General features: G+C 68.4%; 16 protein-coding genes. 5 read left to right on the top strand and 11 right to left on the bottom strand.

From position 1 onward, the window contains the following. Positions 1–28 precede the first annotated feature (28 nt). Positions 29–763: a DUF4389 domain-containing protein gene (locus KO481_RS13935; RefSeq protein WP_215917534.1), complete on the top strand. Its 735-nt coding sequence runs from the start codon at positions 29–31 to the stop codon at positions 761–763. Positions 764–775: 12 nt separating this feature from the next. Here KO481_RS13935 and KO481_RS13940 read toward each other — a convergent pair whose 3' ends face one another. From KO481_RS13940 to KO481_RS13950, 3 genes are read right to left on the bottom strand one after another with little or no spacing between them, the layout of a single operon-like run. Next, on the bottom strand, positions 776–1,804 hold the full coding sequence (locus tag KO481_RS13940) for an ABC transporter ATP-binding protein (protein ID WP_308166595.1): 1,029 nt from the start codon (positions 1,802–1,804) through the stop codon (positions 776–778). Positions 1,805–1,806: 2 nt separating this feature from the next. Continuing rightward, positions 1,807–2,640, bottom strand: a complete 834-nt coding sequence (locus KO481_RS13945; RefSeq protein WP_308166596.1) for an ABC transporter permease — start codon at positions 2,638–2,640, stop codon at positions 1,807–1,809. After that, positions 2,633–3,352 carry an ABC transporter permease gene (locus KO481_RS13950; protein WP_245400892.1) on the bottom strand — a complete coding sequence of 240 codons (720 nt, stop codon included), beginning with the start codon at positions 3,350–3,352 and terminating at the stop codon, positions 2,633–2,635. Before KO481_RS13950 ends, KO481_RS13945 begins: the two co-directional genes overlap by 8 nt. Positions 3,353–3,682: 330 nt before the next feature. Here KO481_RS13950 and KO481_RS13955 point away from each other — a divergent pair, with 330 nt between their 5' ends. The 4 genes from KO481_RS13955 to KO481_RS13970 all read left to right on the top strand — a co-directional run bounded on the left by KO481_RS13955 (position 3,683) and on the right by KO481_RS13970 (position 8,366). After that, the gene (locus KO481_RS13955) at positions 3,683–4,807 is read left to right on the top strand and encodes a sugar ABC transporter substrate-binding protein (protein ID WP_245400893.1); all 1,125 of its coding nucleotides are present in this window, start codon (positions 3,683–3,685) and stop codon (positions 4,805–4,807) included. 17 nt (positions 4,808–4,824) lie between these two features. After that, on the top strand, positions 4,825–5,598 hold the full coding sequence (locus tag KO481_RS13960; RefSeq protein WP_215917537.1) for an ATP-binding cassette domain-containing protein: 774 nt from the start codon (positions 4,825–4,827) through the stop codon (positions 5,596–5,598). Between the two features lie 35 nt (positions 5,599–5,633). Next, positions 5,634–7,088 (top strand): sugar ABC transporter permease, encoded by a 1,455-nt coding sequence (locus KO481_RS13965; protein ID WP_215917538.1) that lies wholly within the window; start codon positions 5,634–5,636, stop codon positions 7,086–7,088. Positions 7,089–7,208: 120 nt separating this feature from the next. Then, entirely contained in the window at positions 7,209–8,366 is a 1,158-nt protein-coding gene (locus KO481_RS13970) for an ROK family transcriptional regulator (RefSeq protein WP_215917539.1), read from the top strand. A gap of 539 nt (positions 8,367–8,905) precedes the next feature. Here KO481_RS13970 and KO481_RS13975 read toward each other — a convergent pair. From KO481_RS13975 to KO481_RS14010, 8 genes are all read right to left on the bottom strand, one after another. Next, positions 8,906–9,391 (bottom strand): DUF5666 domain-containing protein, encoded by a 486-nt coding sequence (locus KO481_RS13975; protein ID WP_215917540.1) that lies wholly within the window; start codon positions 9,389–9,391, stop codon positions 8,906–8,908. 225 nt (positions 9,392–9,616) lie between these two features. After that, the gene (gene gcl / locus KO481_RS13980; RefSeq protein WP_215917541.1) at positions 9,617–11,407 is read right to left on the bottom strand and encodes a glyoxylate carboligase; all 1,791 of its coding nucleotides are present in this window, start codon (positions 11,405–11,407) and stop codon (positions 9,617–9,619) included. Between the two features lie 144 nt (positions 11,408–11,551). Next, positions 11,552–11,938 (bottom strand): allophanate hydrolase-related protein, encoded by a 387-nt coding sequence (locus tag KO481_RS13985; protein WP_215917542.1) that lies wholly within the window; start codon positions 11,936–11,938, stop codon positions 11,552–11,554. A 31-nt stretch (positions 11,939–11,969) separates the two neighbouring features. Continuing rightward, complete coding sequence (gene alc / locus KO481_RS13990) at positions 11,970–12,998, bottom strand: allantoicase (protein WP_215917543.1); 1,029 nt, start codon at positions 12,996–12,998, stop codon at positions 11,970–11,972. Positions 12,999–13,123: 125 nt separating this feature from the next. After that, entirely contained in the window at positions 13,124–14,458 is a 1,335-nt protein-coding gene (gene allB / locus KO481_RS13995; protein ID WP_215917544.1) for an allantoinase AllB, read from the bottom strand. Between the two features lie 301 nt (positions 14,459–14,759). Next, on the bottom strand, positions 14,760–15,911 hold the full coding sequence (locus KO481_RS14000; RefSeq protein ID WP_215917545.1) for a glycerate kinase: 1,152 nt from the start codon (positions 15,909–15,911) through the stop codon (positions 14,760–14,762). Between the two features lie 4 nt (positions 15,912–15,915). After that, positions 15,916–16,839: an NAD(P)-dependent oxidoreductase gene (locus KO481_RS14005; protein ID WP_281066096.1), complete on the bottom strand. Its 924-nt coding sequence runs from the start codon at positions 16,837–16,839 to the stop codon at positions 15,916–15,918. Further along, positions 16,836–17,648, bottom strand: coding sequence for a hydroxypyruvate isomerase family protein (locus tag KO481_RS14010; RefSeq protein ID WP_215917547.1), 813 nt, complete (start codon positions 17,646–17,648; stop codon positions 16,836–16,838). The genes KO481_RS14005 and KO481_RS14010 overlap by 4 nt, the downstream gene beginning before the upstream one ends. Between the last annotated feature and the right edge of the window lie 182 nt (positions 17,649–17,830).

A 17,830-nucleotide genomic window follows, 5' to 3' on the forward strand; every position in this document is an offset into this window, starting at 1 on the left:
GCCGGATACGCCCGAGAGGAGCGTGGTCATGCAACCTGACACCCCCGCTTACCCCGTCCGCGTTCGAGGTGATCTCGACCCGGCGCTGTCGCGCTGGCAATGGATCATCAAATGGATTCTTGCGATTCCGCATATCGTGGTGCTGATTTTCCTGCACATCGCCTACTTCGTCGTGACGGTCATCGCATTCTTCGCGATTCTGTTCACACGTCGTTATCCCCGAGGCCTTTTCGACTTCAATGTGGGTGTCATGCGCTGGAGCTGGCGTGTCCGGTTCTACGCGTTCTCGCCCGCGGGCACCGATCGGTATCCGCCGTTCAGCCTGAAGCCCGACGAGAATTACCCGGCGGATCTCGAGGTGGACTACCCCGAACAGCTGCACCGCTGGCTGGTGCTGATCAAGTGGTGGCTGCTCGCGATCCCGCAGTACCTGATCGTGGCGGCCTTCGCCGGTGGCTTCTGGCGCTGGGGAGGTGGCGGCGGGCACCGCCATCACCATCACCACCACGGCGTGGGCGGGGGGCACGGCCACTGGATGATGGGCGGCGGCGGGATCTCCCTGCTGGCCGTGCTGGTGCTCATCGCCCTGATCGGGCTGCTGTTCACCGGCCGCTACCTGCGCGGGCTGTTCGACCTGGTGATGGGTCTGAACCGCTGGAGCATCCGGGTGCGCGCGTACTCCTCGCTGATGCGGGACGAGTACCCGCCGTTCCGGCTGGACCAGGGGGCACGTGAGCAGGAGGCGGCCGCACCCCCTGAATGATCCGATCGAGCACTACCTCGCGTCCCCGTCGCCCGTCGGCGGGGACGCGTTTGTGTCCACACTCGGTGATCGCGCCGCGCTCTGGGAGCGGTAGATGCGCCGCACCACGTCCTCGATGCCGGGCTCCTCGATGGACAGGTCGCGCACCTCGGCCCGCGCCGAGACCGCGGCCAGGAGCTGTGCGGCGGTGATGCTCTCGGGATCGAAGGCCAGCCGCTGCCGGATGCCGCCGCCCTCGCTGGCGATCAACTGCGCGCCGCGCAGGCCGGTGAGTTCGGGTGCCGGCGCGACCAGATCGACCACCAGCATCCGGCGCACTCGCACGGTGGCGGCCAGCCCCGTCAGAGATCCGTCGTGGACCAGGCGGCCGCGGTCGACCACCAGCACCCGCTCGCACAGCCGCTCGATATCGCCCATGTCGTGGGTGGTGAGCAACAGGGTGGTGCCGCGTTCGATGCGCTCGTAGGACAGGAAATCGCGTAATCGCTGCTTGGACAGCACGTCCAGGCCGATGGTGGGCTCGTCCAGGATGAGCAGCTCGGGCGAATGTAGCAGTGCCGCGGCGATTTCCGCCCGCATCCGCTGCCCCAGCGATAGCTGCCGCACGGGCGTGTCCAGGGTGCCGGCCATCTCCAGCTGCTCCACCAGTTCGTGGCGGCGCTTACGGGCCCGATCCGGATCCAGGCGGTGGATGGCGGCCAGGATCGAGAACGATTCGCGCAGCGGCAGATCCCACCACAGCTGCGAGCGCTGCCCGAACACCACCCCGATCCGCCCGGCCAGCTCGCGCCGCTGCCGCACCGGTTCCAGCCCGCAGGTGCGCACGGTCCCGGAGGTGGGCACCAGGATGCCGGTGAGCATCTTGATGGTCGTCGACTTGCCCGCGCCGTTGGCCCCGATATAGCCCACCGCGGAGCCGGATTCGATCGAGAAGCTCATCCTGTCGACCGCGGTGATCACCTCGCGACGACGGGTCCAGCGCTTCTCGGTTTTCCGATGAATGACGAATTGTCTTGTCAGATTGTTGATTTCGATGGACACCGCTATCCACCGCCTCCCTGATAGTGTCGCACTCCCTGACGCCAGCACAGCAGTGCCAGTCCCCAGACCCACGCCGCCGCGATCGGGCTCGCCCATGCCAGCCAGCTCGGCAGCCATGCCGGTCCGGGCAGCCGCAGCAGCGCGATGGTGGGCAGATACGCGACGAACGACACCGGCACCCCGAAGCCGAACAGCAGTGTCATCGGCGCGCGAAACACCGAGCTGGGCTGTTGCGCGGCGAAGGCGCCGCCGTAGGTGAAGCTGTTGGTCAGTTCCGATCCGTCGACGAGGAAGAACTGCAGGCCCGCCGCGCACACGAACAACCCGGCGAACAGCGCGATGCCCGTCGTCAGCGAGAGCGCCAATAGGGCCAATGTGGTTACGGTCCAATCGATGTCGTTGATATCCAGGCCGATGCACAACACAGTCGCCGCCACGCCGGCGCGGGCCACCCGGCGCAGCGAGACATCGCTGGTGATGAGCTGCAACAGCAGCGGCTGCGGGCGCAGATGGAAGGCATCGAGGGTGCCCGCGCGGATGTATGCGGGCAGCGTGTCGGTGTGCCCGAAGGCGATCTGCGCGATCGCGAAGGCCAGATTCGACATGCCGAACAGCAGCAGCATCGCGTGCAGATCCAGGCCGCCCAGCACCCGCACGTTGTGGTAAATGACCCAGACCTCGGCGAATTCCACCACACCGACCAGGAGTGAGGAGAGCATGTCGGCGGCAAAGGAGAGTGGATACGCCTGCTGTGAGCGCATCCGCGAGCGGAGTACGGCACTGTACGGGGTGAACCATGTTCCCGAGGTCCGGGTGGTTCCGAGTAGTTCAGCCACCCTGTACCTCCAGTTTACGGCGGCCCGCCCGAAGTAACCCCCGGCCCAGTAGAACTGTGACGACAACCCAGAATACTTGTACAGCAACTACTTCCAGGGCATCCCAACCGGTCGCCCGCCCCGACAGCACATCGATCGGCGTCTGCAGCAGCGACGGGAACGGGGTGAGCTCCGCCAGCGTGCGCAACCATCCGGGAAACAGGTGCACGGGAACGAACAGGCCGGCCAGAAAGGTGGCGACGATCTGATACAGCAGCCGGATACCGCGGGTCTCCACCATCCAGAATCCGGTCAGGCACACCGCGAACAACAGCAGAAACGAGATCGTGACGGCCAGTACGATACTGAGCGCGCCCAGCACGTACGCGCCGGCCTGATGTGGCATCGCCAGCTCGAAGGCCAGCAGTCCCGCGGCGACACTGGGCAGCCCGCGCAGCAGCAAGGCGCACGCCGCCCGACCGAGATCGGTTGCCAGATAACAGAATTGGATGTCCGCGGGTCTGAGGAAGTCGATCGCGACGTCGCCGGTGCGGATCCGCTCGGCGATGTCCAGCGTCGGCCCCATCACCCCGAGCGATCCCAGTAGTCCCTGGGAGAGCCAGACGTACGCGCCGATGGAATCCGATGTGTAGCCGCCGAATCCGGTCGTGGCGCGCACGGCCGCGAGCATCACCGAGGCGCGGACCAGCCCGAACACCACATTGGTGAACATGCCCGCGAACATCGCGAGCCGATAGTGCCACTGACGCAGGAACCCTGCTGATGCCAGTCGCCAATAAACCCCTGCAGCGGCGTGCACAACCACACAACGTTACGGGGGTGGGCATACGTTAACAACTTCTTCGCCGAGATTCGAATGTTCTCCGAAGTGATACCGGCCCGGCCTGTCACCATGGAATCGAACGTGAGCTGAGACACAGTGTTGCGCAATTGTGACCTTCGCCGCGAGCTGTGTCGCATATGTTGTTGCCTACAACATATGGCCTCCGTCACCGGACACCCGAACCGGTGGCGGGGGCCGCCAGCTCGAAAGGTTCACCTGATGAGGATGAAACGGTATGGGGCCGTGGCCGTTGCGCTCGCCGGCCTGCTGACCCTCGCTGCCTGCGGATCCAACTCCTCCAGCGGCGGCGGCAACTCCACCAGCTCGAACGGCAGTAGTGGGGGCAAGAACGGGACCGTCGGTGTGATCCTGCCGGAGACCGCGACCTCGGCCCGCTGGGAGGGCTTCGACCGCCCGATGATCACCAAGGCTCTCAATGCCGAGGGATTCGACGCCGACGTCGAGAACGCGCAGGGCGACGTGCAGAAGTTCAGCACCCTGGCCGACGGCATGATCGCCAAGGGCGTCAAGGTGCTGCTCATCGCCTCCATCAATAGCGAGGTCGGTAATGCCGTGGCCGCCAAGGCGCACAAGGCGGGCATCCCCACCATCGATTACGACCGGCTGAACCTCGGCGGCTCCTCGGACTACTACGTGTCCTTCGACAACGTGAAGGTCGGTGCGCTGCAGGGCCAGGCCATGGCCGACGCGCTCAAGGCCAAGCCGGCCGCCCAGGTCATCGAGATCGAGGGCGCGCCGACCGACAACAACGCCACCCTCTTCCATCAGGGGCAGGAGCAGGTGCTCAAGCCGCTCTACGATTCGGGCGCGCTGAAACTCGTTGCCAGCCAGGCCATCGACGGCTGGGACAACCAGAAGGGCGGCGAGACCTTCGAGCAGCTGCTCACCACCAACGGCAACAAGATCGACGGCGTCGTGGCCTCCAACGACGGCCTCGCCGGCGCTATCGTCACCGTGCTGAAGAAGAACGGCCTCAACGGCAAGGTCCCGGTCACCGGCCAGGACGCCACCACCGACGGCCTGAAGGCCGTCCTGCGCGGCGATCAGTACATGACGGTGTTCAAGCCGATCCAGGACGAGGCCAACGCCGCGGCCAAGCTCGCCGCCGATCTGGCCAAGGGCGACAAGGCCGCCGCGGACGCCGTCGCCACGGCGTCGAGTCAGGACCCCAAGGGCAATCGGACTGTGAAATCCGTTCTGCTGGACCCGCATACGGTCACCCGGGATCAGGTCAAGACGGTTGTCGACCAGGGTTATGTGAAGGCGAGCGATCTGTGCTCGGGTGATGTTTCCTCCGTGTGCACCCAGCTCGGGATCTCCTGAGAGGTATTGCAAATCAGATGAGTGATCCGCTGCTGCAGATCTCCGGGCTCAACAAGAGCTTCGGTGCGGTCCATGTTCTGCACGATGTCGAGTTCACCGCCCCCGCGGGGGAGGTGACCGCGCTGGTCGGCGATAACGGCGCGGGTAAGTCGACGATGGTCAAGTGCATCGCGGGGATTCACCCCTTCGACTCCGGGACGATCAAGTTCCGGGGCGAGGAGGTGCACCTGCACGGCCCGAAGGATGCCGGCGCACTGGGCATCGAGGTGGTCTACCAGGATCTTGCCCTGGCCGACAACCTCGACATCGTGCAGAACATGTTCCTGGGCCGGGAGCGCGGCAAGCCGTGGTTCCTGGACGAGGCATCCATGGAGGACGCGGCGCGGCGCACGCTCGCATCGCTGTCGGTGCGCACGGTGAAATCCGTGCGCACCCCGGTGGCCTCGCTGTCCGGCGGACAGCGACAGACCGTGGCGATCGCGAAATCGGTGCTGTGGAACAGCAATCTGGTGTTGCTCGACGAGCCGACCGCCGCCCTCGGGGTGGCCCAGACCCGGCAGGTGCTGGATCTGGTGCGCCGGCTCGCCGAACAGGGGCTCGGGGTGGTGCTGATCAGCCACAACCTGGCCGACGTGTTCGAGGTCGCCGACCGGATCGCGGTGCTGTACCTGGGCCGGATGGCGGCGCAGGTGCGGACCTCGGAGGTCACCCAGAATCAGGTCGTGGAATTGATCACCGCGGGACGCTCCGGTGAGTTGGGCTTGGCCCGGCCGGAATCCGCTGTGTTGTAGGCGTTTGTAGCAGGATTAGCAGGAAAGCATTTGTGATGACCCAAGTTTCGGCCGATACGGCAGGCGGCGGGGAGAGCCCCGAGACCGCAACCGGCGCCCAGACGGCGATCACCGATTTCGGCATCGACACCACCACCGTATCCACGGCGGAGGCCGTGCGTGCCTATCTCGCCCGCGTGAGGGGCGGCGAGATCGGTTCGCTGCCTGCACTGCTGGGTCTGGTGGTGCTGGTCGTGCTGTTCTCCTCGCTGTCGAATGTGTTCTTCTCGCTCAACAACATCGCGAATCTGCTCGCCCAGGGCGCCGGGCAGACCATCATCGCGATGGGCATCGTGTATGTGCTGCTGCTGGGCGAGATCGATCTGTCGGCGGGCACCGCCTCCGGTGTGGCCGGGGCGGTGCTGGCCATGCACTATGTCGACAACGGAAATCTGTTGACGGGCATGGGCAGTACGGTCTTCTACATTTTCAACGGCCTGCTGCTGCTCGCCGCGGCACTGGCCGCGCTGCTGCGGATCTGGCCCGGGGTGGCGATGTCGCTGCTCGGGGTGGTGATCACGGTCGTCGGCTTCCATGCCAATCCGTGGATAGAGATGCTGCTGGCGGTGTGTGTCGGCACCGCCATCGGCTGCATCACCGGATTCCTGATCTCCAAGATCGGAATGCCCTCGTTCGTGGTGACACTCGCGCTGTTCCTGGCGTGGCAGGGTGCGATCCTGCAGCTGATCGGCGAGGGCGGCGTGCTGGGCATCAGCTCCTCGCACGTGCTCGATGCGGTGGCGAACGGGAATCTGTCGGTGCTGTGGAGCTGGGTGCTGTTCGTGGTCGCCGCCGGCGGCTGGGCCGGGGTCACGCTGTTCGGTCACTTCCGGAGGCGGGCAAAGGGATTGGTGGTGCAGCCGACGCCGCTGGTGATCGGCAAGGTGGTCGCGCTGCTGGTGCTCGCGAGCATTGCGACCGCGTTCATGTCGGTGAACCGGTCGCCGAGCAAGCTGATCACGATCTCCGGGGTGCCGTACGTGGTGCCGATCATCCTGGTGCTCTTGGCCATCGGCACCTATGTGCTGAACCGGACCACGTACGGTCGGCATTTGTACGCGATCGGCGGCAATGCGGAGGCCGCGCGCCGGGCGGGTATCAACGTCACCCAGTTGCGCTCGAGCGTCTTCGTGATCAGCTCCGGCTGTGCCGCGATCGGCGCGATCGTGTACTCCTCCAAGGTCGGTTCGGTCGATCCGCAGGCCGGTGGCCTGAACACCCTGCTGTTCGCGGTGGGCGCCGCGGTGATCGGCGGTACGTCGCTGTTCGGCGGTAAGGGACGCATTGCCGACGCCGTCATCGGTGGCGCCGTGCTGGCGGTCGTGTCCAACGGCCTCGGCCTGCTGAAACAGCCGGCCGCGGTGGTCTCGGTGGTCACGGGCCTGGTGCTGCTGCTGGCGGCCACCGTGGATGCGCTCTCGCGCCGCAGGGCCGCACATACGGGCCGATGAATTCGGCGGCCGCCCAGCCGTGTGTCATGGTGATCGCCGATCGCGCACCGACTTTCGGCTGGGACGGTCCCGGGCGTGTGCATTGCGGAGTGAGGGGTTGTCGATGTGGGAGGTGCCGTCGTGAATGTCGCCCGGCCCGATGAGGTGCGGCGCTTCAATCGGGCCTCGCTGTTGCGGTTGCTGCATGTGGGCGGTCCGGCCACGCGCGCCACGCTGGCCACGGAACTGGGGTTGAACCGCTCGACCATCAAGATGCTGGTGGACGGGCTGGCGGGGGATGGGGTCGTCGAGGAGCGGGTGCCGCGGCTGCCGCAGGGCGCGGGCCGCCCGTCGCTGCTGGTGCTGCCGCAGCCGCAGGCGGTCGTGGTGCTCGCGGTGGATGTGCAGGTCGAGCACGCGGCCATCGCGCTGGTCGGCCTGGGCGGTCAGATCCTGGGGCGCAACAGCTGGAATCTGCGTGGGCGGCAACGGGATCCGGATGAGGTGGTCACGCATGTCGCCGAGTCCGCGGCGCTGCTGGCCCAGGATCTCGACCTGCATCCGGTGGCGGCGGGGATCTCGGTGCCGGGCGTGGTGCGCCGCAACGACGGCCTCGTGTACAACGCGTCGAATCTGGGCTGGGACGAGGTGCCGTTCGGCGACCGGATGGGCCGGGTCCTGGGTGTGCCCGTGGTGGTCGGCAACGATGCCGAACTCGGTGCGCTGGCCGAATACGTGCGCGGGGTCGGGCGCGGGGCCTCGGACGCGGTGTTCGTCTCCGCCGACGTCGGGGTGGGCGGGGGCATCATCGCCCAGGGTGGGCTGCTGCGCGGCTCGGCCGGTTACCTCGGCGAAATCGGCCACATGACGGTGAATCCCAGTGGCCGGGTCTGCCATTGCGGCAATACCGGCTGCTGGGAGACCGAGGTCGGCGAGCACGCGCTACGCCGGGCGCTGGGCCTGAGCGAGACCGGAGCCCGGGGCGCGATCGTGGCCGAACTGCGTGAGCTGCAACGGGATTCGGATTCGGTGGCCCGTCTCGGGGGCTATGTCGACTGGTTGATCCTGGGCCTGGTCAACGTGGTGAACATTCTCGGCCCGGAGCTGGTGGTGCTCGGCGACCTGTTCGCGATCCTCCCGGAGGCCGTGGTGCAGCGCGCGCAGCAGGAGGTCCGGCGGCGCAGCATGGTCTCGCGTGCCCACGGAGGTGTGCGGATCGAAAGGTCTTCCCTCGGGCCGGATCTCAAGCTTCTCGGGGCCGCGGAGGCCGCCTTCGAGGACGTGCTCGCGAGCGTGTGAGGGCTGCCGGAGGGGGCAGCTGGGAACTCGTTATGCCACGTGGTGTAACCACGCCTAGGCCCCGTGTCCCGACGACAGTGGGCACGGGGCCTTGCGGGCTGCGCGGCGCTATCGGCGCTGTGCAGCAGCTCTTTCTAGTGCGCGGGCGGGCATGCGGGCGGGTTGCCGGGCTTCTGGCCGCCGGGCGGGGGAGCCTGGTGCCCGGAGGGCGGCGGTCCCTGGTGTCCGTTGGGCGGCGGAGCGCACTGCTGTCCGTTCTGCGCCGGCGCCTGCGGAGGCTGCGCGCTCGCGACCGCGGACCCAATTCCCAACGCCCCCAACGTCAGTCCGCCAACCGCTACCGCAGCGGCCAGCCTCGACGTGATACCCATACCAACCTCCTGGTTCCCGGACCGGAATCCGAAACGCCGTCCGGCACCTGCCGGACCGACGAGGGAAATCCTCGGGCTCGGACATTTGGCTGTCGTTGGGGCAGGTTAGGTATGAGCTGTGAAGAACGCGGCGCCGCCGGCCCGCGGGCTACCGGCGGCGCGGCGACCTCAGTTCGTGGTGGGAGCCGCCGGGGCAGCCGAGGCCGACGGGGTGGCGCTGGCCGAATGCTGCTTGGCCTGGGTGATGTCGGTAGCTGTGATGGTGGTGCCGGACTCCTTGCCGCGCACGGCGACCATCTCACCGAGGGTGAACTGGGACTGCTGAGCCGGATTCTTCTTGGAGCCGAATTTCGTCTGCGGGGTGATGGTGACGGTCTCGGTGGTGCCGTCCTTCTTGGTGAGCGTCCAGGTGTTGGCGTTCTGCGAGGCGATGGTGCCGAAGATCGCGTTCCCGTGGTGCTTGCCCGGCTTGGCCGTGCTGGAGGCCGCGGCCGAGGTGGACGAGGCCGGCGCCGAGCTGGAGTTGCCGGACGATCCGCAGGCACTCACCCCGACCACGATGGCGACGGCCGCGCCTGTGGCGCCGGTGACCAGCGCGATCCTGCGGCGGCGGCTGGAGGTTGACGGGGAGCCCGAGGGGGTCGGATGTGTCATGGCGGCAAGACTATTCATCGATTCTGGGAGGTGCCTCCGTGCCCTCTGTCAGTTCTCGGGGGACCGGCTGTGACCTAGCTGGCAGGGCCTGACCAGCGGAGATCGCTGCGGAACGGGGTCACAATCGTGCGGTCGAACGAGAAACCCCGCCGCACCCGGGTCTCGGGTGTGGCGGGGCGACCGTCGGCGTGGGAGCGTGTGTGATAAAGCCGACGGAGTCCTGGGTCAGCTCAGCGGCAGCAGAGCGGTCGGTGCATCGGCGGCGGATTCGGCCAGGGCCTCGAATTCGGTGATCTGGTCGATGTCGGTGGCGCCCATGGAGATGTTGGTGACCTTCTCCAGGATGATCTCGACCACCACGGGAACCCGGAACTCCTGTGCCCACTCCTTGGCGCGGGCGAAGGCGGCGGCGATATCCTTCGGGTCCTCGACGCGAATCGCCTTGCAGCCCAGGCCCTCCGCGACGCGGACGTGGTCCACGCCGTAGCCCTTGGCCAGGCCGATGGAATCGTCGGCGTTGATGTTGTCGAAGCCGAGCTGCACGAAGTAGTCCATGTCGAACGCGCGCTGCGCCTGCCGGATCAGGCCCAGGTAGGAGTTGTTCACCAGCACGTGCACGTACGGCAGGTTGAACTGGGCGCCGACGGCCAGTTCCTCGATCATGAACTGGAAGTCGTAATCACCCGACAGCGCAACGACATTGCGGGTCGGGTCGGCCGCCACCACGCCGAGCGTCGCGGGCACGGTCCAGCCCAGCGGGCCGGCCTGGCCGCAGTTGATCCAGTTGCGCGCCTGGTACACGTGCAGCATCTGCGCGCCGGCGATCTGCGACAGGCCGATCGTGGAGACGTAGCGGGTGTCGCGCCCGAACGCCCGGTTCATCTCCTCGTACACCCGTTGCGGTTTCACCGGAACGTTGTCGAAGTGCGTCTTGCGGTGCAGGCTTCCCTTGCGCTCGGTGCACTCGGCGACCCAGCCGGAGTAGTCGGGCAGGGTTCCGGCCTGCTTGCGCTCGCGGGCCACCGCCAGCAGCTGCTCGAGCGCGGCCTTGGCGTCCGAGGCGATGCCGTAGTCGGGCGCGAACACCCGGCCGATCTGCGTGGGCTCGATGTCCACGTGCACGAAAGTGCGTCCCCGGGTGTAGGTTTCCAGGTTTCCGGTGTGGCGGTTGGCCCACCGGTTGCCGATGCCCATGACGAAGTCCGAGGCCAACAGGGTGGCGTTGCCGTAGCGGGTGGAGGTCTGCAGGCCGACCATGCCCGCGGACAGCTCGTGGTCGTCGGGCAGGATGCCCCAGCCCATCAGGGTCGGGACCACCGGCACGTTCAGCAGCTCGGCCAGCTCGACCATCAGGTCCTCGGCGCCGGCATTGATGATGCCGCCGCCCGCGACGAACAGCGGCCGCTGCGAGGCGGTCAGCATTTCCAGGGCCTTCGCGGCCTGCGCGCGCGTCGCGGCGGGCTTGTAGACCGGCAGCGGCGCATAGGTTTCCGGGTCGAACTCGATCTCGGCGACCTGCACGTCGACCGGCAGGTCGATGAGCACCGGGCCAGGCCGGCCCGAGCGCATCAGGTGGAACGCCTGCTGGAAGACCCCGGGCACCTGGGCCGGTTCCAGCACGGTCACAGCCATTTTCGTGACGGGCGCGGCGATGGCGGCGATGTCGACCGCCTGGAAGTCCTCCTTGTGCAGGCGGGCGCGCGGCGCCTGCCCGGTGATGCACAGGATCGGAATCGAGTCCGCGATGGCCGAATACAGGCCGGTGATCATGTCGGTGCCGGCCGGGCCGGAGGTGCCGATGCACACGCCGATGTTGCCGTGCGCGGCCCGGGTGTAGCCCTCGGCCATGTGCGAGGCGCCCTCCATGTGGCGGGCCAGCACGTGCTTGATGCCACCGTGCGCGCGCAGCGCCGAGTAGAAGGGGTTGATCGCGGCGCCGGGCAGGCCGAAAGCCTGTGTGGCGCCCTCCAGTTCCAGGATCTTGACGGCCGCGTCGACGGCCCGCATGCGTGGCATGTCGTGTACTCCCATGTGTGCGTTTGGCGTCTCGTTCCGTTGATCGGGCCGCGCGGGGAGCCGTCATCCCCGCGTGGCCCGGTCCGCGGTGCGAGACCGGATGTATTTACTTGTGCCCTCGGCTATTCGGCCGGGGCGGCGCGATCAGTCGGCGACCGGGATGCCGCGGTAGGCGCGCCAGTCGCCGATATCGGAGATGTCGGTCAGCTCGGGCGAGTCGGCCAGGTTCGGCCGCAGCACGGTGGCCAGGCAGGCCGTGCCGTCCTCGAGTTCGATCAGGCCGAGCTCGAGCTCGGGCGGTTCGTTCGGGATCAGGTTGTCCCGCAACACTTCCATCGGTACGTCGTATACCTCGCCGAGGACCGAGCGACCCTCGTCGGAGGTGGCGAGCATGGCGGGGAAGCGGTCGCCGACCGAGTAGTAGCGGTACTTGGCGGCGCTGCGCGCGGCGCGCAGTAGCGGGGCGCCGTCGAGCTGGCCGTTGAGGCGCCCGCCGCGCATGCCGTCGCCGTTGAGGAACATCAGAACCATCGGGTCTCCTTCGTGATCAATGGCCGTGGGGTCAGTGGTCCGGGGTGGTGGCGGTGAAGCGGCTCTCGAGCTGCTCACGCCCCGCGGGGGTGATGCGGCCGAACAGGCGCAGCCGGGCGACGCCGCCGTCGGGAAGGACGTTGAGGCGCACGTGATTCACCGGCCGATCGCCAGTGAGGCGGAAGCGGTGGGTGGCATCGGGCTGCAGCGCCGTCGGCTCGAGCAGAGAGACCAGCTCGCCGTCCGCGGTGTACCCGTCCAGGGAGATGCGCGCGGGGGAGTTGCCCTTGTAGTGCGTGGTGTCGAGCTCGAGCACTGCGGGCACGGCCTCGGCGGCCAGGGCCACGGTGGCCCAGTCGTTGCCGTCGTCGCGCCGGCGCCGGGTCTCCCAGCCGTCGGCCATGAACCGCGAAATACCGGGCTGCAGCATGTTGTTCGGCGGGGAGAAGAAGCCGTCGCTGCAGGCCACCGCGCGGCCGCCGTTGCGCAGCGCCGCGAGGTCGAAGGGGATGTCGTCGATCCACTGCGGATCCGGGACCGCGGTACCGTGCACCCGGACCCGGGCGATGCCGCCGTCGGGATGCATGTTCACCCGCACGTGGGTGATGCGCCGATCGTTGCTGGCCTCGAACAGGTTCCGGCTGTCGCCCTCGACCGGGGAGACCGGCACGAGGGTATGCCAGTCGGCGGCCAGCAGTTCGTCCACCGAGGGATGCCCGGGCACCGAGGCGCCTTCGATGGAGACGTGCGGCGGGAAGTTGCCGATGAAAAATGCGGTGTCCACGACGATTCCGGACACCACCCCCGCGACGCCGAGCCGGATCAGCGCCCAGTCGGGTCCCGGGCTGCCGTCGCGGCGGCGCCGGGTCTCCCAGCCGTCGTACACCTGGCCCTTGTTGTTGAAGGTGTGGGTCTGGTAGACCGGCGCCGCATCCTTGATGAGATTCTCACGCTCGGCGAAGAATTCGTCGTTCGCCGCGACCACGCTGCCGCCGACCTGTCGTGAGGCCAGGTCCGGAAGTTGGGACCAATCGCTCACGCCTCCGCTTCGCTCCGGCATGAGCGAAGCACGCTGTGTCCCTTTGCTTCGCTCCGGCGTGAGCGAAGCACGCTGTGTCCCTTTGCTTCGCTCCGGCGTGAGCGAAGCACGCTGTGTCGATGATTCGCTCGCAAGCTCGCTCATGACTACCCTTCTCTCTGCAGCAGGCGCCCACGGGCGTGGTCACCGGTGATCAGATCGCCACGCAGCCAGGTGGATCGCACCACGCCGCGCAGCGTGCGGCCGTCGTAGGCGGAGATCGGGTTGCGGTGCTGCAACGCGGTCGCGTCGACGACGAACTCCTCGTGCGGGGCGAACACACAGAAATCCGCGTCCGCGCCGATTGCTATGCGGCCCTTGTGTTCCAGGCCGGCCAGATCCGCGGGCCCGGTGGCCATCCAGCGCACCAGATCGGGCAGCCCGACCCAGTCGGGGGAGGCGGTCCAGATCGCCGAAAGCCCTACTTGCAGACCGGCGATGCCGCCCCACGCCTTGCCGAAATCGCCGCCGCCCGCGCGCTTCAGCTCCACCGTGCTGGGGGAGTGGTCGCTGACGATGCAGTCGATGACGTTGTCGCGCAGTCCGTTCCACAGCCCCTGCTGGTTGACCCGGTTGCGGATCGGTGGGCAGCACTTGAATTCGGTGGCGCCGTCCGGGATCTCCTCGGCGCTGATGGTCAGGTAGTGCGGACAGGTCTCCGCCGTGATTCGCACACCACGGGCGCGCGCGGCCGCGATCATCGGCACCGCGCAGGCGGCGGCCAGGTGCAGCACGTGCACGCGTGCGCCGTACCGCTCGGCGAGGTCGATCAGTGCGGCGATGGCGCGGGTCTCGGCCTCGACCGGGCGCGAGGCGAGGAAATCGGCGTAGATGGGTCCGTGCGGGGCCGGTGCGGCGTCGATGACGGCAGGGTCCTCCGCATGCACTATCAGCAGCGAATCCAGCTCGGCCACCGCGCGCACCGCGGCCTCGAGCTGGGCGGCGTCCAGGTGACAGAACTCCTCGACGCCCGAGGGCAGCAGGAATGCCTTGAAGCCGAACACCCCCGCGCGCGCCAGCTCGGCCATGTCGCCGAGGTTGTCGCCGACCGCGCCGCCCCAGAAGCCGACGTCGATGCTGCACTGCCCGGCCGCCACGTCTTGCTTCTCGCGCAGCGCGGCGATATCGACCGTCGCTGGAATGCTGTTGAGCGGCATATCGATGAGCGTGGTGATGCCCCCGGCCACCGCGGCGCGGGTCGCGGTGGCGAAGCCCTCCCACGCGGTGCGGCCGGGCTCGTTGACGTGGACGTGGCTGTCCACCAGGCCCGGTAGCAGCGCCGAATCGTCCGGCACGTCGATGATCTCGCCCGCTGCGTGCGGCGCGTCGTAGGGGGTGATCTCGGCGATCCGCCCGTCGTGGACGACCACCGATGCCGCGACCTCGCCGGTGGGCGTGATCACCCGGCGGGCGCGGAATACCTTGTCGCTGTTGGTATTCACGAAAACTCCTGTACTGCATGGATAGTGCCGCATCGTTCCTGCGGAAGCCGGGACCCATAGACGGCGGGATAGGGTTCCGACCTCCGCGGGAACGACGCGACCGGCGCGGGTGCGCCGTAGTGCGGGCGGAAGACGGAAACCCTTTGACGGCTAGGTATTTCCGGCTTCCGCGCGCACGGCGGAGCGTGTCCGGCGCCCGGGCGGAGGTCGGAATCCGCGACCGCGAAGCGGGATTCCGGCCTCCACCGAGGCGACGGGTGGTCCGTCGTCCCCGGCCGCGCGGCCGGGACGACGGCTGGGTCTAGGACGTGCGGCCGGCAGCCGGTTCGGTCAGCTGCTCCCGCGCGATCAGTTCCCCTTGGCGCTGCAACAGTTCCGCGGCCTCGTCCTGGCACCGCTGCAGGTCCGGCTCGAGCGCGGTGAGCGGATAGGACGCGGCGAAACCCGCGCCCCGCAGCTGTGCCTCGTCGAGCAGCTGCCGTCCGGCGACGGCAATGGTGCGCACCCCGGCCTTGGCGGCGCGGGCCGCGACGCCGGCGGGCGCCTTGCCGTGCAGGGTCTGCTCGTCGAGCGAACCCTCCCCGGTCACCACCAGATCCGCGTCCTTGACCACCCGATCGAATCCGACCAGGTCGAGCAGCACGTCGATGCCGCCCGAGCGCCGGGCGCCGAGCACCGCGAGGGCGGCGAAACCGATGCCGCCCGCCGCACCGGCGCCCGGCCGGTCGGCCACGTCGAATCCGGTGCGCTGGGCCACGAGCCGGGACCAGTGCGTCAGCCCCGCCTCCAGCACGGCCAGCTCACCGGCGCCCGCGCCCTTCTGCGGCCCGAAAATCGCGGCCGCGCCGTGCGCTCCGAGCAGCGGGTTGTCGACATCGCTGGCCAGCACCAGATCCACCTCGTGGATGCGGGGATCGAGCTGGTGCAGGTCGAGATACGCGATATCGGCCAGGCCGCCGCCGCCCGGGCCCACCGGACGGGCATCCGCATCGAGCAACGATGCGCCCAGCCCGGCGAGCATGCCGGCGCCGCCGTCGGTGCAGGCACTGCCGCCCACACCGAGAACCACCGTGCGGCAGCCGGTGTCGAGCGCGGCGAGCAGCAGCTCGCCGACGCCGCGGCTGGTCGCGGTCAGCGGGGCGAGCACGCCGTGTGGTAGCCGGGACAGCCCGCAGGCCGCCGCGGCCTCCACGACGGCGGTCGTGCCGTTGTGCGCGAACGCCGCTCGCACCGGCTCCCCGGTCGGGCCGCCGACTTCGACCGTGGTGCAGTCGAATCCGGCGGCGGCTGCCGCGTCCACCGTCCCCTCCCCGCCGTCGGCCACCGGGACCCAGCGGATGTCGGCGTCGGGGCGAACCCGCCGGATACCGGCGGCCACCGCCTCGGCGACCTCCCCGGCGGTGAGCGAGCCCTTGAACTTGTCCGGGGCCAGTACGATTCGCGGCGAGTTCATCAGGCTACTTCTCGCCGCGCCCGTTGAGGTTCTCGATGACCTTCAGCAGCGCCGAGTGATCCAGCGAGCCGTAGCCCTGGGCGCGGCCCGCGGCGATCAGCGATGCGGTCAGCGCGGCGGTCGGCAGCGACACGTCGGCCTGCTTGGCGGCGTCGGTGATGATGCCCATGTCCTTGTGGTGCAGGTCGATCCGGAAGCCGGGGGCGAACTCGCGGGCCACCATCGACTTGCGCTTGCGCTCGAGGATGGTGCTGCCCGCCAGACCGCCGGCCAGCACGTCCAGGCCCTTGCCCGCGTCCACACCCAGTGCCTCCATCAGCACGATGGCCTCGGCGACCAGGGCGTAGGTGCCGCCGACCACGAGCTGGTTGGCCGCCTTGACGATCTGTCCGGCGCCGTGCGCGCCGACGTGGATGTAGGTCTTGCCGACCGCCTCGAAAACCGGTGTCACGGCGGCGAAGTCGTCCGCGTCGCCGCCGACCATGATGGACAGCACGCCCTCCTCGGCGCCGCCCTGGCCACCGGATACCGGCGCGTCGAGCACCCGGAATCCGGCCTTGGCGCCGGCCTCGGCCACCGCGATCGAGCTCTCGGGCCGGATCGTGGAGAAGTCGATCAGCAGCGCACCCTTGGGCGCGTGGGCGAACACGCCGCCCTCACCGAGCACCACGTCCTCGACCTGAGGATGGTTGGGCAGCATGGTGATAACGATCTCGGCGTCCTTGACCGCGGCCTCGATGCTGTCCACCGCGCGACCGCCGTCGCCCTCGAGCCGCGCGTACGCGTCGGTGTTGAGGGTGTAGCCGACCACCTCGTGCCCGGCCTTGGCCAGGTGGGAGGCCATGGGCGAGCCCATGATGCCGAGGCCGATGAATCCGATTCTGGTCATGTTGTTTCTCCGTATGTCTTTCGGCGATGTATTTTTCAGCGGGCTGCGGGCAGCCAGGCGAAGCTGTCGGCGCTGGCGCCGCTGGGGGCGTACTCCGCGGCGACGTAGCCGCGGTAGCCGGCGGCGCCGATCTTGTCGATGTAGCCGAAGATGTCGAGCTCACCGGTGCCGGGCTCGTGCCGCCCGGGCGCGTCGGCGAACTGGACGTGCGCGATCCGGTCGGCGTGCGCCTCGATGACCTTGTCCAGATCGTCGCCGTTCACGGTGAGGTGGTAGATGTCGGCCAGCAGGCCGATGTTCGTCGCGCCCTGCGCCTCGCGAACCCGATCCAGCACGCCGACAACGTCTTCGGCGGTCTTGAGCGGATAGGTGGCGATGCCGCTGACGGGCTCGAGCAGCACGGTGCCGCCGATCTCGCCGATCGAGCGCGCGGCCAGCGCCAGGTTGCGGATGGCCACCTCGTCCTGCGCGCCGGGCTCCTGGCCCTCGAGGCGCAGGCCGTAGAGGGCGTTGAAGGCCTTGCAGCCCAGGCGACGCCCGATCGCCACGGCCACCGCGACGCTGTCGGCGAACTCCTGCTCACGTCCCGGCCACGACACCAGCCCGCGCTCTCCGGCGGGCATGTCACCGGCGAAGAGGTTCAGGCCGATCAGCTGCACGCCGGCCTGCTCGATGGCGGTGACGAAGGCCTCGACCTCGTCGTCGGCGGGGGTGGCGTTGGCGCCGAAGGGCCACCAGAACTCCACCGCGTCGAATCCGGCGGCCTTGGCCGCGGCGGGGCGCTCCAGCAGGGGCAGCTCGGTGAACAGGATGGACAGGTTCACCGCATACGGGAGGGGTTGTGTCATGCCGTCTCTTCTTCTCTCTCGGGATGCAGCGTCCGTACAGACTTCACTTCCGGGAAGGTGGATCGCCTCGTTGCGACCCGGATCGCGCTGTTGCGATCTTGATTCCACAATATGGAATGTTTCTTCCGTTATACGACGGTAGCTCCCCCGGGGTGTGGCGGTCAACACCTTTCGCGGATCCG

This window comes from Nocardia albiluteola (assembly GCF_018860155.1).
In the GTDB taxonomy this organism is placed as follows: domain Bacteria; phylum Actinomycetota; class Actinomycetes; order Mycobacteriales; family Mycobacteriaceae; genus Nocardia; species Nocardia albiluteola.